Below are 24,098 nucleotides of genomic sequence, written 5' to 3'. Positions count from 1 at the left end.
CCCCCCCCCCCCCCCCCCCCCCCCCCCCCCCCCCCCCCCCCCCCCCCCCCCCCCCCCCCCCCCCCCCCCCCCCCCCAGGTCGGGGTGGGTCAGGCCTTGAGCAGGTCCGCGATGTTGCCGAGGACCGTGATCGCGCCGTTCTTCACCTGGTACACGTACACGTTCGAGCCCTTGACCTCGCCGTTCGACTCGAAGGAGACGGTCTTGGTGATGCCGGCGTAGTTGACGCCGGCGAAGGCCTTGAGCACCGACTCGCGGCTCACGTCGCCGTTACCGAGCTGCTTGAAGACGCTGGCCAGGGCCTTCGTGGCGTCGTAGGCCTCACCGGAGTAGGTGCCGGGCTTCGCGCCCTTGTTGACCTTCTTGAAGGACTCGACGAACGCCGCCGCCTTCGGATCGGAGTTGGCGTCCCCGCAGGGGCAGGTGAGGTAGGCGCCCTCGGCCGCGGCGGTACCGGCCTGCGCGACGTACTGCGGGTCGTTCGACCCGTCACCACTGGCGATCTTGCCGGTGAAGCCCTTGTCCTTGAGCGCCTTGGTGAGCAGGGCGAGCTCGGCGTAGTAGCCGGAGTAATACAGCACGTCCGGCTTGGCCGCGATGATCTTCGTGGCTTCGGAGGTGTAGTCCTTCGTCGGGTTGATGCCGTCGTGAACGACCTCGACGCCCTTTGCCTTGAGCTCGGGCTCGAGTGCGCCCGACAGGCCGGTGCCGTACTCGCTCTTGTCATCGAGGGAGTAGACCTTCTTGGCCTTCAGCACCCCGGCAAGGTAGTCCGCGGCGGCCTTGCCCTGCACGGTGTCGGGCGCGATGACTCGGTAGAACGTCTTGAAGCCCAGCGTCGTCAGCGCCGGGTTGGTCGCCGACGGGCTCACCGACAGCAGGCCGGCCTGTGTGTAGGCAGGCTCGCTGGCCTTGGTCGCACCGGAGAACATCGGCCCGACCACGGCGACGACCTTGTCGTTGTCGATCAGCTTCTGGGCCGCCGTCGGGCCCTGATCGGGCGAGCCGGCGTCATCCGACTCGACCAGCTTGAGCTCGAACGGCAGGCCCGCATCGGCATTGACCTCCGCGATCGCGGTCCGGACCCCGTAGAGCGCGTTCAGGCCAAGCTGCTGGTTGTCCCCCGAAAGCACGCCCTGGAAGCCGATGGTGATCGTCTTCTTGCCGCTCGAGGACGAGTCGTCCCCGCTGCTCCCACAGGCCGCGGCCGACAATGTCACCGCTGTGGCCAGGGCGATCGCTCCCAGAAGCGGGCGCCTACCCATCCATGTCCTCCTCCGGTCCATCGGGTGCGACTCCGCTGCCGCCCCGTCACGCTGCCAGCTACTCCCGGTCGCGAGCGGCGCTCGCGACCGGGACACGCCACTACCCGCTAGGGGACGCACCCGCGATGACCTCAACCGGATCGTCGGACGGGAACACCGTCCTTCGAAACCTGCCGACCGACCACTGCGCACGCCCACTGGAGATGGCGGCAACGTAGTCCTCCGAGCAGATCGCCCGAAAGTAGCCCAACAGGTTGTTACACCGACGACACATTGCTGCGGCTTAGGCGCGCCGCCGGCAATCTTGCCAGCCTCTTCACGCCCAGGCCGTCCGCCCAACGCAACCAGCTGAAAATGCGACAACGTACGCGTCCGGTCTGGCGGCCCGGCGATTCGACGGCCCAGCGATTCGACGGCCCAGCGATTCGACGGCCCAGCGATTCGACGGCCCAGGTGCTCGACGGCCCGGGGGCTCGATGGCCCGGGGGCCCGGGGGCTCAGGGGCGGATCGACCAGGTCGGTGCGCTGGTGCCCAGGCGCGCGGGTGGACGGGTCCACCGTGGCGCGACCCCGGCGACGGTGGCCGGCGGACGGATGTAGGACAGCTCGCCGAACTCGCTCACGTACGTGTCCCGGTACGGCTCGAGATCGGCCGGATCCGGGGGCGGGGCCGCCCGGGTGTCATGGTGGCCGAGGTCGGTCAGCAGCCGTCCGGTGCGGGCCAGCGACACCCGCACATGCCAGCTGCCGCCCTCCCGGGCCCGGCGGGCGAGCGCGTCGAGGATGCCGTAGGCCGCGAGATAACCGGTCCCGTGGTCGAGGGCCTGTACCGGCAGCGGGAGCGGGTCCGGCGTGTCCCGCCCGGCCGCGGCGGCCAGCGTCATCCCGGACGCGGTCTGCACCAGACTGTCGAACCCGCGCAGTCCACTCCACGGGCCGGTGTGGCCGTAGGCGCTGATCGTCGCGTAGACGATGCCGGGACGCAGCTGGGCGACGGCCGCCGGGCCGAACCCGAGCCGGTCCAGCGCCCGCGGCCGGTAGGCCTGCACCAGCACGTCCGCCGAGGCGATCAGTTCGCGCAGCCGCCGGGCATCCGCACCCACCCGCAGGTTGAGAAACGTGTTGCGCTTGCCGAACCCGGTGTCGACCAGCAGCGTGTGCACCTCCGGCAGGTGCGCGGCGCCGACGCGCAGGACGTCCGCGCCATAGGCGGCGAGCGTGCGCCCCGCGACCGGACCGGCGATGACCCGGGTCAGGTCGAGCACCCGCACCCCGGCCGCCGGTGTCTCGGTCGGGGTGAGTGGCTGCGGCGGGCTGTCGTCGAGACGTTCGACGGCCAGCACCGGCTGCCCGGCGAGCGCCTCGGCCTGCGGATGGTCCGACCACTCGCGCTCCGTCCGGGCCATGGTCGCGCACAGGCCCATCGCCTGCAGCTCCGTCTCGAGCGCGACCGCGTCGATGCGACGGATCACCCGGGCGACCGCCTCCCGGTCGTTCGGAACGCCGAGCAGGTCCAGCACGCCGTCGCGGTGGTGCGAGAAGTTGCAGTGCAGCTGGATCCAGCGATCATCGCCGGTCCGGTAGTAGCCGGAGATCGGCTCCCATGCCGACGGCGTCGGCCGCCCGTCCACCCGCAGGTGCCGCTCGCTGCCGAACGCCGCCGCGGCATGTCGGGTGTCCACCGCAACCGGTGGTGACCCCTCGCCCGTGCGGGCCGACAACAGCCGCCCCGCACCGACCGCCGCCGCTGCCGTCGTCGTGGCGGCAAGGGTCGTCACCCGGTACAGGCTCGGCAGCACGTCCGCCGGCCCGGTCACCGTCAGCCGGCCGGTGACGTCCTCCCCTACCAGCGACCCCACCCGATCGACGATCTCCGTGGCCCGCCCCATTGTCCCCATCCCATGATTGCCTGCGGACGGACTCCCGCCGGCACGCTCGCCGCGCTCGCCGCGCGCCGCAGGGCACGTGATACCGCAAAGTGCGCGGGGCATCACCTTAAGCGCCGAAGCCACGGATCGCCATGCCCAACCGCTCTGGAGTGCACCCGGCTGTTCGCCGACGCGGTGGCCGACCCGGGCGGTGCGACCGCCCCATGCCGTGCGACCGCCCCATGCCGTGCGACCGGCCTGTCGCCGTGTGACCGGCCTGTCCTGCGGGGTTGGCTCATACTGTGGAATGGGCCGCGTCCGCCGCAGTCCCGGCCGCGTCCACCCGTGGGGGGCCCGATCAGCGGACGGCCAGGGAGGCGCCGCATGGCCGCGCAACCTTCGCTCTACGAGGTGCTGGGGATTCCACCCGACGCCAGCGCCGACCAGATCCGCCACGCCTACCGACTCGCCGCGCGCCGCACCCATCCCGACGCCGGTGGTCGCCCGGCCGCCTTCGCCCAGGTTAGGGTCGCCTACGACGTCCTGGCCGACCCCGACCGCCGCCGCCGCTACGACCTGCGCCTCGCCGCCGCGGCCCGGTCGCCCTTCGCCACTGCCCGGCCGTCCTCGCGACGGTCCGGCCCCCCTTCGTCGGCCGGCTCCCCCTGGCCGTCCGGCACGCCCGGGACGACCACGGCCGGGACGCCGGGGATGTCCGCCGCGGGGCCGGCGGCCTCGGGAACGTCGAGGCCGACGGGGATGGCCGCGCCCCCGCCGGGGGCACTGCTGGCCGGGAACGATCCGGTGGTGCGCCGGCGCTACCTGATCCTGATGGGCATCTCCCTGGCCCTGTTCATCACCGGTGGCACCTTCGTCCGGCTGTACTCGGTGCCCGCCGCCATGGCCATGCTGGCGGTGGCCGCGATCATCCCCCCGATCGCCGTCACCGTCGCCGGCCGTCCGCGCCACCATGGCGACCGTCCGCCCAGACGCGAATCGCACACTCCGCGACGATGACGTCGGGCGCCGGCCGACCCGGACGCCGACCCGCGTAGCCGGATCCTGCCGCCCAGCCCATCACGAGGCGTACCGAGCGCGGGCGTCCGGCAAGGAGACGCGGGCAAGAGCGGCAACGGGCGTACGGAGAACGGCGGACGGCTGGGTCAGGCGGGCAGGCGCACGCGTAGGGAGCCGATGGGGCGACCGCCGCCGAGGACGGTCGGGGCGCCGAGGACCGCCAGTTGCGCCAGGTCGATGGACGGGGCACCCGGGGTGTTCGCCGCGGGCAGGGCGCCCAGCCGGCCGAGCGCGGCCAGCGCCACCGGGACACCTGCCCGACCCGCGCCGTCGGCGATCTTCACGGCGACGGCATGGCCGCTGGCGGTCGCGGCGATGGTGACGCCCTCGGCGCCGTTCTTCACCAGCAGGCCCGGGACCGCGCGCATCAGGTCGGTATCGGTGGAGGCGATCCCCCCGATGAGCCCGGGATGGGCGCGCATCGCGTCGACGACCCGGCGCTGCGGTGAGCCGGGCTCGGCCAGCACCATCGCCTGCAGCCCACGGGCGAGGCCGGTGAGGGAGAGCGCGAACAGGGGTGCGCCGCAGCCGTCGACCGTCGTACCGGCGATCGGCTCCTCGATCAGTTCCGTCACGGTCTCCCGGACGACCTGTTGAAGGGGATGGTCCGGGTCGGTGTAGTCGTCGATCGACCAGCCCGCGGCCACGCAGCAGGCGATCATTCCGGCGTGTTTGCCCGAGCAGTTCATCAGGATCGGCTCGGCGCCACCGCCGGCCCGTAGGTGGGCCTGCATCGCCGCGACGCCCAGCGGCAGATCGGGCGGGCAGCGCAGGGCATCGACCGGGACCCCGGCCACCGAGAGGATCTCCAGGATCCGGACGAGGTGCCGACTCTCCGCACTGTGCGAGCTCGCGACTATCGCCAACAGGTCGTCCGGGATGTTACGGCTGAGGAACACACCGTCGAGCCCGGCCCGCAGCAGGGCCACCGCCTGCAGCGGTTTGACCGCCGAACGCGGGAACATCGGTTCGTCGGGTGCGCCGACCCGCAGCGCCACCGAACCGTCCCGAGCCAGCCCCACGACTGTGCCATGGTGCACACTCTCGACGAACGGCTCGCCTCCGCGCAGCCCACGAACTATCTCGGCGACCACCCGCGGCCCGACCGGCGGCTCCATAGCCAGCAGGGTACGACGGCTGCGCCCGTCGCGCGGGTATCCCGCCAACCTGTGCCCGACCGGAAACATAGGGGACGATTTCCCCCACGGATCGCCGCAGTGCCGGGCATCCGGGCCGCGCTCCCCATACCCTGGACCCGTGCCTGCCTACGATTACCGCTGCCGGGTGTGCGACACCTCGTTCGAGGTCCGTCGAAGCATGACCGAGTCCGCTCCGGACAGCGGGGTAACCTGCCCCGCCGGCCATGTCGAGACCTCGCGCGTCTTCTCGGCCGTCGCGGTGGCCCGGGGCGTGTCGGCGTCCGGTTCGCCCGCTCCGGCGATGGCCGCCGCACCGTCATCTGGTGGCGCCTGCTGCGGTGGCGGCTGCTGCGGCTGAGTGCCGCTCACCCGCCGCGATGGGCGGGGCTGCGTCCTGCCCGGCTACGTGGGCCCACGTCGACCTGTCGTTCCCGCTGCCCGCCGCTCGCCGCCGCCCGGTCCTCCGCCAGGCGTCGACGCAGCAACTGCAGCGTCTCGTCCCGCTCATCCTGGGACAATCCGGAAACCAGCGTCTGCAGCAGGGCATTCGAGCCGGGCCACTGATCGTCGTCGCCGCGCCCTCGCCTGCCCATGGCCGGGTCCTACCCCGCATCGCCCCAGGTCATGCGCCCACGAGCCCGCTTTCCATCGGCCCGCCAGGGATGCTCGCCCGGTCGCCCGGTCACCCGGTCACCCGGCGCCGGGCCGTGCCCCGATCGTTCAGCCGCGGGTACGTGACCATCCGCCCAGGGCAGCTCGGGCCTGGTGGACCAGGACGTGCCGGTCCGGCACGGTGGCCGTGGTCGGCGGGCCGAACACGATGACCCAGCCGACCGCGAGGGACCACAGCGCGGCGATCGCCCCGAACGCCAGCGCGCCGAAGCCCCCCACCAGCGAGAACAGCACCAGCAGCACGACGCTCGCGACCAGACCCCAGCGCAACAGGCGACGCAGGCTGATCGGTTCGGCTGCCTGCCCACGTGTCCCGACGTCCAGGCTCGACCGAACGCCCGCAACACCGACGGCTGGTTGCAGCCTCCCCGCCCAGGAACGACCCGCGACCGAAGCCGCATCCCCGGCCCGCTCCGCCGCCGGACGCTTCGCTGGCGCCGCACGTCCAGCCGGCGCCGCACGTCTGGTCGGCGCCGCACGTCTGGTCGCAGTCGAACGCGCCGGCTCGGCCGGGGACCCTGACTGATCAGTGCGATCAGCTGCGGGTTCCCGTCGCGACAGGAAGCCCCGGCCAACAGCGGTGGGTGACCGTCGATCAAGTACGGAGTGTCCCATGGCTGGTTAGTGCCCCATCGGTGCCACGGTCATGCAGACGTTTTCACAACCCCGACCACAGCCCCGCCAACGACACAATGCCCCTGCCGCACAGGGCATTCACAGCTCGGACGCGCCCACAGGCCGGATTCGACGCCATCGCGCACAGCCCGTACCCAGGCCCGGGCATCCCATCGTGGCCACCGACGACCAACTACCCATGGTGAGAATGAAGCCTCACCATCCCCTGGTCCGTGTCGCCACGTCCACGCCCGTCGGACGGCAGTGCGAACGGACCAGGACCCGAACGGACCAGAACCCGAACGGACCGGGACCCGAACGGGCCACCTGGTCCACGATCGTCGGGCGCGAACGGGTCACCTCCGATCGGGTGGCCCCACGGCGCCAGCGGCGGCCCGTCCGGGCGGCCACTTCGAGCCTCAGGAGATCATGGCGTGGGTCAGCCTGACCCCATTGCACCCCCCGGACGGGTCATGGGATGCCCCCTCGGCCAGACCCCCTGATCGGGGTAAGCAGGCGCCCTTCGTCCGGAGTATCACCGCTTTCCGCACACATCGATGTACCCAACCAGCGATTCGGCAAATGTCATGACGGTGCGCGGGAGTCCGCCTCGCCGGCGGGTACCCGCGATGCCGGGGGTGCGCTTCCGGCCAGGTCACCGCATCCGTCCTGGGCGATCTCGTAGCGGGCGACGGATTTACCGATCACTGGTCTGGCCACATTACGGACGGGCACTCCGCCGGCCGTCGTTCCACGTTCGGATCCGGCATGTGCGTGGCCGTGGAGGGCGAGGTCCACTCCGGCAGCATCGATGACCTCAGCGAGATGGTAGCTCCCCAGAAAGGGATAGATCTCCGCCCGCTCGCCGATCAGCGTGTCCGGGACCGGGGCGTAATGGGTCAATGCCACTCGAATATCGCAGGTCAGGTCCTCGAACGCCGCACCCAGGCTGGCCGCCCGCTCTCTGCTGTGCCGCACAAAGGACTTCATCAGCGGCTCGCCGAACTCCGAGCAGCTCGCGCCGGCAAACCCGCCGCCGAATCCCTTCACCCCGGCGACACCGAGACGCGTGCCAGCGATATCGAGAACGGTGCCGGTTCCCTCGAGCACCGTCACGCCGGCGTCGACGAGAATGCGGGTGATCTCGTCCTCGGCGTCGTCGTGGTAGTCATGATTACCCAGGACCGCGAGCACGGGGAGCTGCGCCGAGGCGACCTCGGCAGCCACCACCCGGGCCTCGGCCACCCGGCCGTGCTGGGTCAGATCGCCGGCCAGCAACAGCACATCGGCATGTCCGATCAGGTCATGCACGACCGGCGCGAAGCTCCCGCCGCTGTCCGTGCCCAGATGAATGTCGCCGACAGCGGCGATCCGGATCATGAGATGATCTCCGCGGCCTCGGTGCCGACCCCGGTCCCGGTGCCGATCCCGCGGCCCACGGTGGTCCCGCCGGTCGCTGTGGCCTGGTCGGTCACAGCCACCTCGTTGTGCACTGGCCGGCCCGCGGCGGCCTCGCGGAGCACCTCGGTGACCGCACGACGGCGGGCGGCGGTGGCGACCTCGCCGACGACCAGGATGACTCCCTCCCGGACGGACACCTCGAGCCCGAGCTCGGCCACCCGGGGATCCTCGGCAAGCAGTTCGTGCAGGTCTCCGGCGAGGTACTCGTCGGCCTCGGTGACATCGGCTCCGGCTGTCACGACCGGAGTCCGGCCCGGCCCAACCGGATTGCGCCGCCCCCCGATGGGCCCTGCGGCGGTATGGCCGGGCCCGCCGGCAGCCCCGCTGGACCGACCGGCAGTCCCGGTGGATCCGGTGGCTGTCCCGGTGGGTCCGGCGGCAATGTCGGTGGGTCCGGCGGTAATGCCGGTGGGCGTCGGCGGAATGAGGTTGAGGCGGGTGGCGACGAGCAGAGCGGCCTCCGCAAAGGGAGATGCGGCGGTGGATCTGCGCACCTGCTCCCAGTCGACCTGTTCGCGCATCGCCCGGATCATCGGAAGCACCCGGGCAAGGTCGCAGTAGCGCTCCTCGAGTGCGAGCAGGGTCATCTCGAACCAGTCCGTGGCGTCCAGGACGGGCATGCGCACCGAGTCGACCGACATCTCACTGGAGCGTTCCAACATCGCACCGGTGACCGCACGACCGACCGGATGATGGATCAGATCAACGAGCACCTCACCGTCGAAGACCTTGGTCAGCCAGTCCTCCGGTGGATCCACCGGGCGAAGGCCCGACGCGGCCAGCACCTCGACCGCCCGGGGAACATCTTCTTCACGCAGCATGAAATCCACATCGTGAACCGGCTCGGGCCCGCCACGAGCCCAACATGCGTAGCTCCCGCCGAGGGCGAACGGGATGTTCGCCTCCTTGAGGGTCACCGCAACACGTTTCAGACTCTCCCGCAGGCCTCTGGGCGCATCCTCCATAGACAGCCACTACCCGTATCTGCGCACCGATGCACCTCGCCGCCTTCGGCCGGTGCTGGCCCACCTGGGCCAGTGGGGGCGGGGACGCGCTGTCACCCGTGCGACATCCCTAATGGCTACCCCGAAGCGGTGACGAGCGTACTACGCAGACACGCAGATGTCCGGATATTCGTAGTTATAATTTCACCACCTGCCACGGCAGTTACTGCGCCGGTGCCGGTGCGCCACTGATTCTGACAGCATGGCGACAACGAGCGTCGACATGAGCGATGATGACCTTTGCGGCGAACTCGTCGGCCGCCCACTTCGACACCGGATTGGAAGCGAACCCTGAACGCGCGCACACGATCCGACCAGTTGCCCAGGAGTGTCGGTGATGACACCAGCGCGCTGGAACATTCCGGCGAGCGCCTACCCGGGCAACGCGCCACCGAGCCGGCCACCGTGCCCTCGCAGCCGGCCGAGCCGCCCAGCACCAGCGGCGTGGTGGACATGTCCAGCCATCCGGGCCAGTTGGCCCGCCGGTTGCAGCAGGTCACCTACCAGCTGTGGACGACCACCGTCTCCACCGAGACGACGCCGCCGCAGTTCGTGGTGCTCAACAGCCTGCTGGCCGATCCCGACATCGACCAGCGCACGCTCGGGGAACGGGCGTCGCTCGACCGGTCCACGGTTGCCGATGTGGTGGCGCGACTTGTCCAGCGAGGTCTCATTCGCCGGGTTCGTGACCCACGAGACGGCCGGCGCAACGTCCTTCGACTGACCAAGCGTGGGGAGTCGACCCACGGTCAGGTCGCCGATCGCATCGACCAGATGAACGACAAGCTGCTCGCACCACTGTCCGAGGAGGAGCAGGGCGCCCTGTTGTCCATGCTGACGCGAATCGTCGACCAGGACGGCCCGCGCTGACGCACGCCCGCGCTGGCACCGGAACCACCCATCGGCAACGGCTGGTGAGGCACGGACGGCAGGACGGTCCGGACCGCACCGCGACGATGGCACGGCCGAGTCAGCGCGGCGCGGCGGCGTCCTCGCCGATGGCTCCGCACCGGCGGGCACGATCCGCCGCGGTTTCACCGTCAGCGAACGGACGACGATAGATCACAATCATTGCAATTAGCGTGTCTTCTCTGTGAACCCGCTACTGTCGGCGCTGCGACATCGGCACGCCGGCCGCCGCCACGATCCACTGGGGCCCGGTTCAAGGAGGACACGTGACATCACCTGACACCGCGGCCCTGGTACTCCGGATCATTGTGGGCCTCACTCTGATCGCGCACGGCTACAACCACGTCTTCGGCCCGGGTGGGATCCAGGGGACCGCCGGCTGGTTCCAGAGCATGGGTCTTCGGCCCGGAATCGTGCACGCCTGGATGTCCGGGCTGGTCGAGCTCGCTGCCGGTGCCGGGCTGGTCGTCGGCTTCCTCACCCCGTTCGCGGCGGGCGCCATCATCGGCACCATGGTCGTCGCCGGGATCACCGCGCACCGCACCAACGGCTTCTTCATCTTCCGTCCGGGCCAGGGCTACGAGTACGTCCTGTTCATCGCGGCCGTCTGCGCGGCGATCGGCATCCTCGGCCCGGGCAGGGCCTCGCTCGACCACGCGATCGACATCGAGCTCGACGGCTGGGCCGGTGGTCTGATCGCCCTCGTTCTCGGCGTCGGAGGCGCCGCCCTGTTGCTGGCGACCGCCTGGCGTCCCGAACGCAAGCCGGCCGAAACGGCCAAGGTCTGACGGACCCGATCCACCCGCCGGTCCCGTGCCCCCCGTGTCCGGTCTGCTGCCGGCCACAGGGGCGGGACGGCGTATCGGTGACCTCAGGTCCCGGTGACGGGCGAGGATACTTCCATGGAGCTAGCCGTCATCGACAATCCCGACCGACACCGTTACGAGGCGCGCACGTCCGACGGCCAGGTCGCCGGATTCGTGCAGTACCAGCGCCGCGGGGAGCAGATCATCCTCGTGCACACCGAGGTCGCACCACAGTTCGAGGGCAGGGGAGTGGGCTCCGCCCTGGCCGCCGGTTCCCTCGATGATGCGCGCGCCCGGCAGCTGGCTGTGGTACCGCAGTGCCCCTACATCCGCGCGTACATCGACCGCCATCCGGTCTACGCCGATTTGGTCGTCGCGGACGGGACGGCCTAGCTCCCGACCCGACCGCCGGCCACCAGCCGCCCGGGGCCGCGTCCGACGTGGCCCCGAAGGCGCCCTGCGATGGGCAGCTGCCGATCTCGACTCCCGCCGGGCCCCGGCCGCCAGGTATCGGGCCGCCGTCGGGCCACCGTCGGGCCGGGAGGACACCGCCGCGACGACAGCTGAAACAGATGCACAACGGCCAACCCCGGCATGCTCATATTCGTCGCCTGGCGGTTTGTCGCTGGCACGGTGGAGTGGTCGTGGCCTGGCGAGGCGGCGGCGGGATCCCGCGGTGGAGGTGTCACCGCGAGATACGGTGTCGCCCGAGATGCGGTGCGGCGCCGAGAAGGGACTCTGTGTGTCCGGCGCCCGGCATAGGTCGCGAGGCCGTCATGCCGCGTCCGGTGACCAGTTCGCACCCGGCGGGCAGGCGCTGTCTTGTGACCGGAGCGGGCTGGGCGGGCGGCCCGCGCCGGGCGAGGCCGCACCGAGTGTGGAGATCACACCGAGTGTGGAGATCACACCGAGTGTGGCGGTACCGGACGTGGCGGCGCCGCGGCGCCGGCGCGGGGCGGTCAATGGTCTGCTGATTCTGGTACCGACGGCATTGCTGGTCACCGGCGCCACCTTTGCCGCGACGTCCATCCTGGGCGGCAGCGACCCGTCCACCTGTGCGGATGGCACCCCACGGACGAATCTGACGATCACCACCGCGCCGTCGCTCGCCGTACCGGTACGCGCCCTGGCCGCCGCCTACGAGCGAGCCCACGGCGACCGTGACGGTCCCTGCCCGACCATCACGGTGCAGGCCACACCGTCCGATCGGACCCTGGACGCGGTGGCCCGGGCGAGCCCGTCCGCGACGTCCATCCCGGACGTGTGGATTCCCGAGTCGAGTGACTGGCTGGCGCTCGGGCAGGAGTCCGCTTCCGCCGCCCCGAAACTGCCGCTGCGGGCGACGACGATCGCCGGCTCACCGGTGGTAATCGCGATGCCCCGTGAGATGGCGCAGCAACTCGGCTGGCCGGAACGGCATCTGAGCTGGGCGGAGCTCTCCGCCGACGCCGCGGTTCAGGGGTTCTGGGCGTCCCAGGGCCACCCGGACTGGGGACAGTTCCGCTTCGACATGGCGAACCCGGACTCGTCCGCGGCAGCACTGCGTGCGGTGATCGGTACGGTCAGCGCTGCGCGCGGCATCGCCCCGGCGGAGATGTCCGCCGGCACCTTCGACCAGGACCGGGCCGCACAGGCCACGACCGTCCGGCTCGAACGCCTCACCACCTGGCTGCCGACGTATGACGGCCAGCTGTTCGACGCCGAGCGCGCTGGCGCCGTCCCCGGCGGCGGGCGGCCGGCGTCCGCCTTCCCCGCCCTGGAATCGGACGTGATCGCCTACAACCGGAGTCTGGCCGGCACCGGTGGAAGCTCGCAGGTCCGGGGCAGCACCCTGGTCGCCCAGTACCCGTCCGACGGGATGTTCACCGCAAGCGTGCCGTACATCGTGCTGACCCACACGTCCGACGTGCAGGCCAAGCGGGCAGTCGCCGCCTCGCTGCTCGACTTCCTCGGCACCGACGCCGGACGGCGGGTGCTCTCCGACGCCGGCCTGCGCACTCCCGCGGAGCTCGCCGGACACGACGACCCGGCCGGCCTTGCCGACAAACTCACCATCACCGACGGGGTCCGCGCCACCCCGCCGAAGCTCGCCAGCATCGACGCTTCGGACAGCACCCTCGGCACTGCCCGCCGCTTCTTCCGGCACGCCCGCCAGCGCGGCGCCGCCATCGCCGTCGTCGACACCTCCGCTTCGATGCGCCTGCCCGTCACCGGTCAGCCGGGCCGTACCCGCATCCAGACCGCGTCCGACCTCGCCGTCGCGGGCCTGCAGGTCCTCGGCCCGACCAGTGACCTCGGGGTCTGGCAGTCCGCCGGCGCCCTGCCCGACGGCCATCGAGTGCTCGCGCCGATGGCGAGCCTCGACGCCCCGGCCCCGACCGGCACCCACCTCGACGAGCTCACCTCGATCGCCCGATCGCTGCGCACCGGTGGGGCCACCACCCTGTACTCGACGATTCTCGCCGCCGTCCGCGACCGTCAGGCCCACTTCACCACGGGACGACTGAACGAGATCATCGTGATCACCGACGGCCTCCTCGGCAACGCTCCCTCTACCACCAGCGGCGACGCCAACCAGCAGGGCCGAACTGGCAGCACCCGCACGAGCCGGAACAGCAGCGCAGGCCAGGACGGCAGCACGAGCCAGGACGGCAGCACGAGCCGGAACGGCAGCCTGAGCCAGGACGGCAGCGAGGCGCCGGCCGCCGGCGAGCCGACCCTCGACGAGACCGTCGAGCAGCTACGCGCCGACTACGACGCGAACCACCCCGTTCGCCTGGTCATCATCGCCTGCGATCCGGCTGCCGACGCCACCTCCCTGCAGCGCCTGGCCGACGCCACGGGCGGACGGGCCTACATCGCCCCCGACGCCCTCGGACTGTTCGGCATCTACGCCGACACCCTCACGACCGCCAACTGATCTTCGTCAGACTCCGGCGGCACGTCGGCGGCCGGCCCGGGTGCGTAGGGGGTCGGGGCTGGCCGCGTCGGGGAAGCGGCGCAGATACTCCTGCTCAAGCTCGAGCATGCGCGCGGTGTGGGTCTCGAAGGCGTCCTCGCTGCCGGTGAGAAACGCGTCGTGGCGGGTTCGATGCAGGTGCCGTAGCTCGCGGGTCAGATCGTCGTCGGTGAGTGCGGGAGCGGGGATTCCCTCGGGTCGATGCGTCATTCCCTCGGTGTACCCGCCGCCGGTTGATGTAGCTCGCCAAAAATCAGCACCGGCCGAAAGACCACACCCATGGGCCATCCGCCCCGCCGGCGCCTCCGAGCAGCAGGCTCCCGCCCGACCCCTGGCCCCCACCCGGGCCGTAGGAGCAGGCCACGATCGATACCTCAAGAAACGGCGAACCGCCCCCCGACGGTAACAAACCGTTACCATACATCACATTTTTCGCTCACTACTCCCCCGAACAGCACACCCAGTCACCAGCTATCAGCCGATCGCCGCGACAGCGGGCGCCCCGCGCCGCTGGGGCCGCTGGGGCCGCTGGCCGCTGGCCGCTGGGCCGGCGACCAGTACGCCAAGTCACGGATTCCTGCCGAGGCGGAGTGAAGGTTCCGGCCCGCAGATCCTTCACCAAGCCTCGGCAGGAACGGATCATGGCTTTCGGTCATCCGTGACCGAGCCGGTTTCGTTGCAGGAAGTGGTGTGGGTGGCACGGAGGGTGCCGGTTGGTGGGTGTCGGGGGTGGATGGGGGCGGGGGTGTGCTGGTGGAACGTCCACCGGCCCCTGGGACGGTCACTCTCCGGCATGTCTGCGCGGAACGTGATGGCAGGCCTGCATCTCGACGGGCCAGGACCACCGGTCGGGCCAGGACTACCGGTCGGGCCGGACACGCGGATCGTGGGGTTGCCACGACCGACGTACACGGCAGGAGGCACGCCGGAGCACGGACAGACCCCGACAGCGTGAGACGAGGGCGGGCAGCAGACGAGGACAGGTCAGGTCCGCCGCCGCCACCACCAGGGGATCGACGCGGTGGAGCGGGTGGGTCCGGGCTGGAGGATCAACGCGACAGGACGGGGACGGGGGTGGGTCCGGGGCCGGGCGGTATCGGATCGGGACCGGGGCCGGGCGGGACGGGGTCGGGGTCAGGAGCGGGTGGGACGGGGTCTGGGCCCGGGCCGGGGGGCACCGGGTCGGTGCCGGGGCCGGGCGGAGTCGGGTCGGGCACGGGGATCGGCGGGACCGGATCGGGGGTGACCGGCCCTGGGCCGGGCCCCGGCGGCGGAAGGACGTCTGTGGTGCGCGCGATGGTCGTCATGGTGTGGCCGTGCCCACCGGTCGGCCACGGCACACCGTCCCGTCTCAGGAAGCAACCACCCTGCGTCGGAAGGCAACCCGCCCTGCCCCAGGATGCGGTTGGATTGGATCGGTTGCGGGGGGTAGCAAAGATCATGATTGCTCACTACCGTTGCGAGCCATGACCGGTTTGGTCGCGTCGGCGGGGCCGCCCCGGGCCGTCGTCATGCGTACCGAGCAGCGCCTGGCGCGGATGGTGGGGTATGCGCGGGCGGCCTGTGCGTCGTTCGTGCTCATCCCGCTGTTCGACTGGTCCGGGCTGCGTCATGCCTGGATCGCCGTGTTGGTCGCGGTGGCCGCGCTCGCCGAGGGGGCCTGCTTCGCCTGGCGGGCGTGGCACCGGGTGGGGCGGCTGTCCCGCCGGCTGGTGCTCGCTGACGTGCTGTTCTGTGTGGCGCTGATGGCCGTCGGCTCGCGGGCAGCCTGGCCGCACGAGCGCAATCGGATCATGACGGAGCTGGTTCCGTTCAGCCTGGTGTCGTCCGCCGGGGTGGGTATCGCGGTGGGGCTCGGGTTCGCCGGGGTGCTTCTGGTGGTGGCGCTGATGGCGACGTGGAGCCTCGCCGTGCTGCCGGACATCACCCTCAAACTCGGCTCCGACCTGCTCGGCTTCGCCCTGTGGTACGTCGTCGCGATGCTCATCGCCGCCGAACTGCGCCGGCTGTCGAAGGCCACCGCGGACGCACAGGACGAGGCCGCCGCTGCTTCGGACCGTGCGGTCGCACAGGAACGTGAGGCTGAGAGCCTGCGCCAGCGCGAGATCACCCACCGGGAGATCCACGACTACCTGCTCCCGATCGTGGATCATGTGGCCGGCGGCGGCGCGCCGTCGGCCGCTCTGGTCCGGGAGGCCCGCCGCGGCGCCCAGCGGGCCCGCCGCATCATCATGGACCCCCGTGGTCTTGAACCTCGGGTCCTCCACGACGGCCATACCCTCGCGAACGACCGCCCCCGTCCGACCGCGGCGGACGCAGCGGGCAGCCCGGGCGGGATGGGTAGCGCAGGCGGAGCGGGCGGCCCGGGTGGCGCGGGTGGCCCGGGTGGGCTGAGCGGCGCAGGCGGAACTGGCCGGGCACGCGGGACAGATGGCGTGGGCGAGGTCGGCTGGAAAGCGGCTGCGGACCAGACCCGGCCGCAGCAGGGCGTGGATTCGAGTGCAGCTCAGGACGAAGGGGAATTCGGCATCGAGGCAATGATGTCGGCGGTTGTCGATACCTTCACAGACGAAGGTCTCGCGCTGGTGCCGTTCGTGCGGATCGCGGGCGAGCCACCCGAGCCCGTCCGCGAGGCACTGGTGGCCATGACCCGCGAGGCCCTGCGCAACGTCGTGCGGCATGCCGGCCAGGTGGACGAGGTCAGCCTGTTTGCCGAGGGCGACGCGGAGGCGATTCTCGTCGTCGTCCGGGACCGCGGCGTCGGTTTCGACCCGGCGACGGTGCGTCCCGGCGGCGGTCTCGCCGGGAGCTACCGCGCCCTCGAACGTCATGGCGGGCGCGTCGACGTGACTGCCCGCCCCGGCCGCGGCGTCAAGGTCACCATGCGCTGGCCAGCCCACCCCGACGACGCCGCCGCACCACCCCCACCCCTCCAACCAGCCGCACCCCCGGCACTGACCCCGCAGCTGGCACCGATCTCACAGCCGGCACCGATTCCATCTCCTGCACCGCCCGGGGAGCCGATGTGACCCTGACCCACCAGAACGGCCGCAACCGCGACGAGGCAAGCCGACCCGTCTCCGTGGCTATCGTCGAGGACCATCCGATCACCACGGAATCGCTCGCCGCCCGGTTCGCCGGCGCCGGCTTCTCGGTGCTCGCGCCCGCACCGCGCCTGGAGGACCTCGACCCCGCCGCCACCCCGGACGTTGTCGTCTGCGACCTGCACCTGCCCGGCCTGTCGGGCGCTGCTGCCGTCACCGAACTGCACGGACGCGGCCTGCTCGTGCTGGCCACCTCCGGTGTCGCCACCCCGGACGAGGTGCTCGACGCGATCGCCGCCCGCGCCCGCGGCTTCGTCGACAAGGCTGCGCCGTCCCATCAGTTCGTGCCCGCGGTTACCGCCGTTGCGGCCGGCGGCTACCACATCTCCACTCGCCTCGCCGGCTTCCTGCTCGAGGACTCGCTGCGCCGGCCACTGTCCCGGGACGAAATCGACACCACCGAGCGCGATCTTCTGCGCGGACTCGCCCAGGGCGATCTGCTGGACGAGCTGTGCGCCGAGTGGGATCTCACGCCACCGGCCGCCCACCGCCACCTCACCCGCATCTTCGACGCCGCCCGCCGACGTCGGCGGCTGCACCGGCCGTCCCCGCGCGAGGCCGAAGTGATGATCCTCGTCGGCTGCCGTCGCCTGACCTACCGGGAGGCGGCCCGGGAGATGCACATCAGCGAAAGCGTTGTCGCCGACTATCTGCGCACGGTGCGCGCCAAGTATCTCGCCAGTCACCCCGACGCCCCTCCCTCGATCGCGCCGAGCAGCGCCGCCGGCCAGTGGGCCCGCGAACTCGGCTTCAGCTGATCTTCGCCCTCGCATCCGCCGATCTCCACCGACCTTCGGCTAGTCCCACCTCACCAAGGTCACCTCTTGTGGATCGCGGCCGGTCCTCGTTGTCCGTGAAACATGACCACATCACTACCGTGCGTTCGCATGGCATTCCTTCGCTGCCACGCCCGGGGCCACTCCACGAACCGTGGTCGCTCAGCCCGGGTATCACCGTGCCCAGCGACCGCGCTTCGTGCCCTGGCCGCGCCACCTTCTTGATCCACGAAAAACCGCCCAGGTCGATCTCCGCCTCGCCCCGGCAAGCGAATATGACCACCGCCACTTCAATGCCTGGCCACCCGGCCCGTTCGGGCTGCTCCGATCCCCGTTTTTTTGTGGGATTGCGGTCGGGTACCGCGACCCACACCCTCGTCCCAATGGGAAACGGGGGGAGCAGGGAGGCCGGCCGCACCAGGTCCAGCCAGCAGCGCGCCGCCTTCCTTGCCTCGTTCCTGGCCGCCGCCACGCTCCCGCCCGGCATGACCAGGATCCGCGCCCCCGACCCACCCGGTTCCGGTTCCGGTTCCGGTTCCGGCGAGCGTGGCGCCCGGACCCACGGCCACGCCATCTGGCTGGGGCCCCCGGATGCCCGGCTCTACCGGGTCGACGACGAACGCTGGCTGTTGCCCACCGCCGCTTTGGCCACCGCGTTGGCCCGCGCCCTGGACGTCAGGCCCGACCGTGGCCAGGACCCTGCCCCAGGCTCTGAATTGGGCTCCGACCCGGGCTCCGACCTGGGCATCGGCCTGGGCTCCGACCTGGGCATCGGCCTGGCCTCCGATCCGGGCTCGCACCTCGACCATGGCAAAGGCGCTGCGGGCGGCAGCGGCGTCGACGGCCCGGGATGCGTCCGCGCTCCGCCGCGCCCAGACCGCACGGCCCGCACGGTCAACACCGTCGACGCAGCCAACGCGGCCAACGCGGCCAACGCAACTGGCGCGGAAAACATCGAGGCCGATCCGGATCGCATCGAGACCGGCGCAGGAACTCTCGTGGCCGGCAGCCCGACCTCGGAGGTTCTCCATGTTTCCCATCGCGGCAGGGCGCTTGCCCGACTTCGGCTCTCGCCTGGCGAGGACACATGCCTGCCCGCCGATCTCGTGATCGAGCTCACCCGGGTGGTCGACGACCAGCTCGAGCTGCTGGCAGGCACGGCCGAGGCGCTCCGCCCACCTCGCTGGCATCCGGCCCGATGGCGCCGAGCCCGCTGACCTCGATCCCGTTGACGCCTGCCCCGCCGCCGCAGGCCTCGCGACACCCGTCCCGCCGACACCCGTCCCGCCGACATTCGCCCCGCCGACGTCCCGTCCCAGCCACAGCCGAGCGGGGCGATCGGACGGTTTTCCCCTGATGAATGAGGGATGGTGCTCGCCGGTCGGGTTGCCCAGGATGGTGCCAAGGGATCACGCCGGTGCGGCGGTATCCGGCCGCCTCGTCGGGGGGAACGTGAGGCGGCTCGGGGTCGTACCGGGGGCGTACCGGCGTGATTCCTCGGGCCGTCGGTCTTACGGGGGGATCGGGGGAGATCGGCGGCCCGCCCAGGATTGATGCTCACGAGCGGCGACCGACACTGGACGATGCGTCCCGTTGCTGGTCGGTTTGGTGAGGGCGCCGACGTCGTGTCAGTGGTCGCCGCTACGATCTGCCCACCGGAAAACGTGGACAGGGGGTGCCGTGGGCGAGCCGATCCTCGCGATCGACTACGGCACCTGCAGTGCCAGGGCCGCCTTGGCCGTCGACGGGCGCATCGAACTGGTGCGGGAGCCGGCCAGCGGGTCGGCGAACTGGCCGGCGTCGGTGTTCGCCGACGGGGGCAGTCTCATCGTCGGCACGCTCGCCGAGCGGCGCAAGCGGATCTGGCCGGCCGCCTACCGCGGGGAGATCAAACGTGATCTGGTGCGCGATGTCGCCGTCCCGTTGGATGGTCGCGGCTATCCGCCACACACCCTCGTCACAGCGGTTATCAGTGCGCTGAAGGCCGAGGCGGAGCAGCAGCTGAACGGCGGTGCCGGGGGCGCCGGGGGCGCCGGCGGCGGTGAGCGTCTGTCCCGCGCGGTCGTGACGGTGCCGGCCAGCTACGATCCGTCCGGGCCGCTGCGCCGGGTGATGATCGCGGCGGCGGAGGCAGCGGGGTTCGTCGATGTCGACCTGCTGGCCGAGCCGCTGGCCGCGGCCTGGTCGCCGCTGGACGGAGTGCAGCCGGAGCCGGGCACGCTGATGCTCGTCTACGACCTCGGCGGCGGAACGTTCGAAGGGGCACTGATCGCCGTCGGCGCCGACGGTCGGCATGAGCTGCTCAGCCATTCGGCGCTGCACGACTGCGGCGGGCGTGATCTCGATCAGATCCTGTTCGACGAGATTCTCGGCCTGTACGGTCCGGGCCTCGAGCCGCTGCTGAACCCGCCGGGCCACGGCGACCTGCACCAGACGACGGCCAGCCGCACCCGCCACGAGCTACTCGACTTCGCCCGAGCGGTCAAGCACCAGCTCAGCGACATCACCACCGTGGAGGATGTGTTCAGTCCGGCGGGTCTGCTGGTCAGCATGCAGCGCGACCGGTTCACCCAGCTCGCCTCGCCGACGCTCGCCCGCACCATGGCCTGCTGCCAGCATCTGCTGGAAGCAGGCGGGTACGGCCCGGAGAAGCTCGGCGGGGTGCTGTCCGTCGGCGGCAGCGCGCATGTTCCGGTGGTCACCGATATTCTCACCGGTCGGCTCGGGGTCGGCACCGCCTGGCCCACCACCCAGGTGTACACGCCGGTTGATCCGGAACTCGCCGTGGTGCTCGGTGCGGCAGCCTGGGCATCCTCGGTGTCGACCCGGCGGACCACCGCGGCCCGGCCGAACCCGGTGCTCGTCCCGGCCCGGTGGGACATTCCCGGCGCCCGGGCGACGATGGTCCGCTGGCTGGTCGAGCCGGGCGAGCGGTACGACGCCGGCGCCGTGCTCGCCCGGGTGCGGCTGACCGACGGTTCCCTGTTCGACCTGGCGATGGACGCCCCCGGCAGCCTCCTGCACACCCACGCCGAACCCGGCACGCCGGTGCGCGACGCCGACTGGCTGGCCACCACGCTGCCCTCGGGCCCGGCTCCGCTGCTGGGCAGCCCGGGGGCCGCCGCCGGCGCCGGGGCGGACCTGCGCGGCTTCGAACGCAGCACCCGGCCGTCCCATCAGGTGGAGGTCACCGCCCGCGCCACGCTGAAGGGCCACGAGCGCGACGTCACCTCGGCCGCGTTCTCCCCCGACGGCCACTGGCTCGCCACCACCAGCAAGGACGGCACCCGCCTGTGGGACGTCGCCACCGGCCGCACGGGCCTCACGCTCAGCGGGCGCAAGAGCATCCTGGTGCACGACTGCGCCTTCTCCCCCGACGGCCGCCTGCTCGCCACCACCGGCAGTGACAAGACCGCCCGGCTGTGGGATGTCGCCACCGGCCGCCAGGTCGTGACGCTGACCGGCCACCGCGGCCCCGTCTACGGCTGCGCGTTCTCCCCCGACGGCAGCCTCGTCGCCACCACCGGCACCGACCGGACGGTGCGGCTGTGGGGGGCAGTGTCCGGCAAGAACATCGCCACGCTCGCCGGCCACCGCGGCACCGTCTACGGCTGCGCGTTCTCCCCCGACGGCCGTCTGCTGGTCAGCGCCGGCGCCGAGTCCACCCTGCTGTGGGACGTCTCCGTCGGCGAGATCATCATGAGCCTGCCCGGCCACACCAACTTCACCGGCGGCTGCGCCTTCTCGCCGGACGGCGCCCTGCTCGCCACCGCCGGCAACGAGGGCACCCGGCTGACCGACACCTCGAACGGCAGCACCGTCGCCACCCTGCCCGGCTCGGCGCAGAGCTGCGCCTTCTCCCCCGACGGCAAGCTGCTGGCCACCGCCAGCACCGACGACACCGCCCTGCTGTGGGACGTCGCCACCGGCGCGGCGGTCGCCACCCTCGCCGGCCACAGCAGCACCGTCATGAGCTGCGCGTTCGCCCCCTTCGGCCTGTTGCTCGCCACCACCAGCACCGACATGACCGCCCGCCTGTGGGACGTCATCTACCGCCCCTGAGGCTGTCCCGTCCCCGCCTGGCTCGTCCCGCCCGTCGTGCCCCGCCCGGCGCACCCGCATACTCGCCCCCGCGGCTGGTCGTCCCCGCCCGGCTGGTTCCCAGCGTGTGTTCCACCGGCTCGTCCACAGTGCGCGACAGCGGGCGCGCAGTGCCGCGGACGAGCCGGAGAACGGTCAACGCGACAGTTCGCGGGCGAACAGCGCGATGATCTTATCCCAGTGATGTTCGGCGGCGGCCGGGTCGTAGGGGCCGTTGTGATCGGGGACGGCGAACCCGTGGGCGGCGTCGTAGCGCTCCAGCTCGTAGCGGACGCCAGCCTTGTCCAGGGCCGTGGTCAGCAGTTCCTGCTGCTCGAGTGTGCAGTGCGGGTCGTCGGTGGCGACGCCGAAGTAGAGCGCGCCCTGGATCTGGTCGGCGTTGAGATGCGGGCTGTTCGGCGCCTCGGTGGCGATGCTCCCGCCGTGGATCGACGCGGCGACGGCAATGCGCTCCGGTACCGCCCCGGCGAGGGTGAACGCCAGGTTGCCGCCTCGGCAGTAGCCCACCGCGCCGACCCGGTCGGCCCGCAGGTCGTCGCGGCCCGCCAGCGCGTCGAGCAGCAGGGCGGTGTCCCGCACGATCAGGGCGGGCTCGGCGCCCTGCAGCGCCGCCTGGATCCTGGTCCGCGCGTCGGGATCGGCGAAGACAGTGTTGAGATTGAACGAGACCTTGCCCTGCCGGTAGTAGTAGTTCACCACAACCACGGCATAGCCCTCGTCGGCCAGCCGCTGGGCCATCTGGTGCGCCGTCGGACGGACCCCGGCGGCATCCGGGTAGAAGACCACCACCGGCAGCGGTGATCCGCTTCCCGCGGCGTTGTCCGGGGTGTGTACGTACGCGTCCAACACGCCGTCAGGGGTCTGGACGTCGATCTCGGTAACGGGCACTCGGCTCACCTTTCGCTGCTGCTTGCGACCGCACGCCGCTGTTCGCGGCCGTGGCCCCGCACCGTGGGGCGAGACGCACGGCGGGACGATACTTAACGGGAGTAAGCATCTTCCGTTGTCCCAGCGCCACGCGCCGGACGCGGGACAACACTTAGCCACACAAGCATCTCGCACACCCGGGTCACAGACGCCGACGCCCCGCGGCGCAGGGAGCGCGGCGGGGCGGTCTCGTCAACCAGATGAAGTCAGGCAGCAGCGAGCGGTAGCAGCTGGACCAGACGGGAACGGGTCCGGCGGGTCTTGACGGGCGGTGAGGTTAAGCGGCGGTGGCCTCGGCGGTGCTGTCGTCCGCGCCCGGGGGCGGGCACTCCAGACCGAAGTCGTCCAGGACGTCGGCCGGCGCGACGCCGCAACCCAGCTCATAGGTACCGAGCTGGACGAGCTGCCAGCCACCGGACGTGTGGTGCAGGACACCCTCGGCGCGGTCGTAGTCCTCGACGGTCGGGTGCAGCTCGGTATAGGCCCAGGTCGGGTCGCTGGCGGCGAGGACGGTGCCGGTCACCTCGTAGTCGTTGGCGGGAACGGCCGAGGTGTACTCGCTGCTCTTCACCGCCGAGGCGATGGCGCTCACGTCCGCGGGCGAGGGCGCGAGGGTGTCCGCCGCCCGCACCGAGCTTGCGACGACGACCGTGCCGCCACTCTGGGCCACCCCGGGCGGACGGGTGGCTGCGGCGGAGGTGGAGCCGGTACAGGCGAAGGCAGTTCCCACAGTGACGATCCCCGCAGTGACAAACGTGGCAGTGGGCAGCACAATCCGGCGCGCCGCGCGACGGTGCGCTCGGTGGCGGGCGGACTGAGGACGACGACGTCGAACCATGCGTTGCACGTACCCATTTTGGCCGGATGAACCCTCACTTGGGGGGCAGTTTGGTGGTCACCCTCGCGACAGATCACACCGTGTTCCCGGGCAGTTCGAACTGTTACCCCGTTACCACCTGGCCCAGGCCATGTTCACCCTTCGACAACGAGATCGACACCGTCCCGCACCGATCCGCGCCTCATGGCCCGGTCGGGGGCCACATCCGGGCCCGTCGCCACCGAGACCCCGGTCATGGTGGGCCAGGAAAGATCGATGGAACGGATCTCCAGCCCCGCTCCGGCACTCGGCGAGCTGCTGCCCGCAGGGACTGCGGCGACGCCAACCGGCGAAGCTTCGGGCTGACAAGGCCTACGACCAGCAGGGTCTGCGCCGGTTCCTGCGCCGACGCCGCATCGACGTCCGGATCGCCCGGCGCGGGGTGGACAGTACCGAACGTCTCGGCCGGCGCAGGTGGAAGATCGAACGGACGATCGCGTGGCTTGATGGCTACCGCCGGCCCAGGGCCCCGGCATAGTTGTCGGTTAGCAAGCAAGGTTCATGATCGCCTCTAGTGGGCGTGTCGGGTGACGGGCGT

General features: G+C 71.4%; 20 protein-coding genes and 1 pseudogene. 11 read left to right on the top strand and 10 right to left on the bottom strand.

The window, feature by feature from the left end; genetic code table 11:
* Nucleotides 1–89: 89 nt before the first annotated feature.
* Nucleotides 90–1,265: a branched-chain amino acid ABC transporter substrate-binding protein gene (locus tag ND747_RS26335; protein WP_251736959.1), complete on the bottom strand. Its 1,176-nt coding sequence runs from the start codon at nt 1,263–1,265 to the stop codon at nt 90–92.
* Between the two features lie 497 nt (nt 1,266–1,762).
* Nucleotides 1,763–3,154 (bottom strand): CoA transferase, encoded by a 1,392-nt coding sequence (locus tag ND747_RS26330; protein WP_251736958.1) that lies wholly within the window; start codon nt 3,152–3,154, stop codon nt 1,763–1,765.
* A 363-nt stretch (nt 3,155–3,517) separates the two neighbouring features.
* Here ND747_RS26330 and ND747_RS26325 point away from each other — a divergent pair, with 363 nt between their 5' ends.
* Nucleotides 3,518–4,150 (top strand): J domain-containing protein, encoded by a 633-nt coding sequence (locus tag ND747_RS26325; protein ID WP_251736957.1) that lies wholly within the window; start codon nt 3,518–3,520, stop codon nt 4,148–4,150.
* A 146-nt stretch (nt 4,151–4,296) separates the two neighbouring features.
* On the opposite strand, the gene ND747_RS26320 is transcribed toward ND747_RS26325, so the two are convergent.
* The gene (locus ND747_RS26320; protein WP_251736956.1) at nt 4,297–5,328 is read right to left on the bottom strand and encodes an asparaginase; all 1,032 of its coding nucleotides are present in this window, start codon (nt 5,326–5,328) and stop codon (nt 4,297–4,299) included.
* 139 nt (nt 5,329–5,467) lie between these two features.
* Here ND747_RS26320 and ND747_RS26315 point away from each other — a divergent pair, with 139 nt between their 5' ends.
* Complete coding sequence (locus ND747_RS26315; protein ID WP_251736955.1) at nt 5,468–5,707, top strand: zinc ribbon domain-containing protein; 240 nt, start codon at nt 5,468–5,470, stop codon at nt 5,705–5,707.
* A gap of 7 nt (nt 5,708–5,714) precedes the next feature.
* Here the strand turns inward: ND747_RS26315 and ND747_RS26310 are convergent, their stop codons facing one another.
* From ND747_RS26310 to ND747_RS26295, 4 genes are all read right to left on the bottom strand, one after another.
* Nucleotides 5,715–5,942: a hypothetical protein gene (locus tag ND747_RS26310; RefSeq protein ID WP_251736954.1), complete on the bottom strand. Its 228-nt coding sequence runs from the start codon at nt 5,940–5,942 to the stop codon at nt 5,715–5,717.
* 127 nt (nt 5,943–6,069) lie between these two features.
* Nucleotides 6,070–6,291, bottom strand: a complete 222-nt coding sequence (locus ND747_RS26305) for a hypothetical protein (protein ID WP_251736953.1) — start codon at nt 6,289–6,291, stop codon at nt 6,070–6,072.
* Nucleotides 6,292–7,221: 930 nt separating this feature from the next.
* A complete protein-coding gene (locus tag ND747_RS26300) occupies nt 7,222–8,016 on the bottom strand; it encodes a metallophosphoesterase (RefSeq protein WP_251736952.1) in 795 nt (264 codons plus the stop codon).
* The gene (locus ND747_RS26295; protein ID WP_308204699.1) at nt 8,013–9,014 is read right to left on the bottom strand and encodes a BON domain-containing protein; all 1,002 of its coding nucleotides are present in this window, start codon (nt 9,012–9,014) and stop codon (nt 8,013–8,015) included. Before ND747_RS26295 ends, ND747_RS26300 begins: the two co-directional genes overlap by 4 nt.
* A gap of 405 nt (nt 9,015–9,419) precedes the next feature.
* On the opposite strand from ND747_RS26295, the gene ND747_RS26290 reads away from it, so the two are divergent.
* The 4 genes from ND747_RS26290 (at nt 9,420) to ND747_RS26275 (ending at nt 13,736) form a co-directional block, all read left to right on the top strand.
* Nucleotides 9,420–9,971, top strand: a complete 552-nt coding sequence (locus ND747_RS26290) for a MarR family winged helix-turn-helix transcriptional regulator (protein ID WP_374216329.1) — start codon at nt 9,420–9,422, stop codon at nt 9,969–9,971.
* A gap of 305 nt (nt 9,972–10,276) precedes the next feature.
* On the top strand, nt 10,277–10,798 hold the full coding sequence (locus tag ND747_RS26285; RefSeq protein WP_251736950.1) for a DoxX family protein: 522 nt from the start codon (nt 10,277–10,279) through the stop codon (nt 10,796–10,798).
* A gap of 114 nt (nt 10,799–10,912) precedes the next feature.
* Nucleotides 10,913–11,209, top strand: a complete 297-nt coding sequence (locus ND747_RS26280) for a GNAT family N-acetyltransferase (RefSeq protein WP_251736949.1) — start codon at nt 10,913–10,915, stop codon at nt 11,207–11,209.
* A 484-nt stretch (nt 11,210–11,693) separates the two neighbouring features.
* A complete protein-coding gene (locus tag ND747_RS26275; RefSeq protein WP_251736948.1) occupies nt 11,694–13,736 on the top strand; it encodes a substrate-binding domain-containing protein in 2,043 nt (680 codons plus the stop codon).
* Nucleotides 13,737–13,742: 6 nt separating this feature from the next.
* Here the strand turns inward: ND747_RS26275 and ND747_RS26270 are convergent, their stop codons facing one another.
* Nucleotides 13,743–13,985, bottom strand: coding sequence for a DUF6158 family protein (locus tag ND747_RS26270; RefSeq protein WP_251736947.1), 243 nt, complete (start codon nt 13,983–13,985; stop codon nt 13,743–13,745).
* A 1,256-nt stretch (nt 13,986–15,241) separates the two neighbouring features.
* On the opposite strand from ND747_RS26270, the gene ND747_RS26265 reads away from it, so the two are divergent.
* From ND747_RS26265 to ND747_RS26250, 4 genes are all read left to right on the top strand, one after another.
* Nucleotides 15,242–16,804 (top strand): sensor histidine kinase, encoded by a 1,563-nt coding sequence (locus tag ND747_RS26265; protein ID WP_251736946.1) that lies wholly within the window; start codon nt 15,242–15,244, stop codon nt 16,802–16,804.
* Nucleotides 16,801–17,637 carry a response regulator gene (locus ND747_RS26260; protein ID WP_251736945.1) on the top strand — a complete coding sequence of 279 codons (837 nt, stop codon included), beginning with the start codon at nt 16,801–16,803 and terminating at the stop codon, nt 17,635–17,637. Before ND747_RS26265 ends, ND747_RS26260 begins: the two co-directional genes overlap by 4 nt.
* Nucleotides 17,638–18,038: 401 nt before the next feature.
* Nucleotides 18,039–18,872 (top strand): hypothetical protein, encoded by an 834-nt coding sequence (locus ND747_RS26255; protein WP_251736944.1) that lies wholly within the window; start codon nt 18,039–18,041, stop codon nt 18,870–18,872.
* A gap of 463 nt (nt 18,873–19,335) precedes the next feature.
* On the top strand, nt 19,336–21,717 hold the full coding sequence (locus ND747_RS26250) for an Hsp70 family protein (RefSeq protein ID WP_251736943.1): 2,382 nt from the start codon (nt 19,336–19,338) through the stop codon (nt 21,715–21,717).
* Nucleotides 21,718–21,891: 174 nt separating this feature from the next.
* Here the strand turns inward: ND747_RS26250 and ND747_RS26245 are convergent, their stop codons facing one another.
* Both ND747_RS26245 and ND747_RS26240 read right to left on the bottom strand, forming a co-directional pair.
* Entirely contained in the window at nt 21,892–22,644 is a 753-nt protein-coding gene (locus tag ND747_RS26245; RefSeq protein WP_251736942.1) for a dienelactone hydrolase family protein, read from the bottom strand.
* A gap of 316 nt (nt 22,645–22,960) precedes the next feature.
* Complete coding sequence (locus ND747_RS26240) at nt 22,961–23,413, bottom strand: hypothetical protein (RefSeq protein ID WP_251736941.1); 453 nt, start codon at nt 23,411–23,413, stop codon at nt 22,961–22,963.
* A 415-nt stretch (nt 23,414–23,828) separates the two neighbouring features.
* Between ND747_RS26240 and ND747_RS26235 the strand changes: the two are divergent.
* Nucleotides 23,829–24,020: pseudogene (locus ND747_RS26235) on the top strand (transposase); the annotation flags it as partial.
* Nucleotides 24,021–24,098: the final 78 nt, after the last annotated feature.

Origin of the sequence: Frankia sp. R82 (assembly GCF_023716925.1) — a bacterium.
Taxonomy (GTDB): Bacteria; Actinomycetota; Actinomycetes; order Frankiales; family Frankiaceae; genus Frankia.
The sequence above is the reverse complement of the archived record's forward strand: the minus strand, read 5'-3'. Positions and strand labels throughout refer to the sequence as shown.

Coding starts and splice junctions, on each gene's coding strand:
- ND747_RS26330 (WP_251736958.1), bottom strand. CDS start 3,154: ATGGGGCGGGCCACGGAGATCGTCGATCGGGTGGGGTCGCTGGTAGGG.
- ND747_RS26320 (WP_251736956.1), bottom strand. CDS start 5,328: ATGGAGCCGCCGGTCGGGCCGCGGGTGGTCGCCGAGATAGTTCGTGGG.
- ND747_RS26265 (WP_251736946.1), top strand. CDS start 15,242: ATGACCGGTTTGGTCGCGTCGGCGGGGCCGCCCCGGGCCGTCGTCATG.
- ND747_RS26335 (WP_251736959.1), bottom strand. CDS start 1,265: ATGGGTAGGCGCCCGCTTCTGGGAGCGATCGCCCTGGCCACAGCGGTG.
- ND747_RS26325 (WP_251736957.1), top strand. CDS start 3,518: ATGGCCGCGCAACCTTCGCTCTACGAGGTGCTGGGGATTCCACCCGAC.
- ND747_RS26280 (WP_251736949.1), top strand. CDS start 10,913: ATGGAGCTAGCCGTCATCGACAATCCCGACCGACACCGTTACGAGGCG.
- ND747_RS26300 (WP_251736952.1), bottom strand. CDS start 8,016: ATGATCCGGATCGCCGCTGTCGGCGACATTCATCTGGGCACGGACAGC.
- ND747_RS26270 (WP_251736947.1), bottom strand. CDS start 13,985: ATGACGCATCGACCCGAGGGAATCCCCGCTCCCGCACTCACCGACGAC.
- ND747_RS26255 (WP_251736944.1), top strand. CDS start 18,039: ATGGGAAACGGGGGGAGCAGGGAGGCCGGCCGCACCAGGTCCAGCCAG.
- ND747_RS26310 (WP_251736954.1), bottom strand. CDS start 5,942: ATGGGCAGGCGAGGGCGCGGCGACGACGATCAGTGGCCCGGCTCGAAT.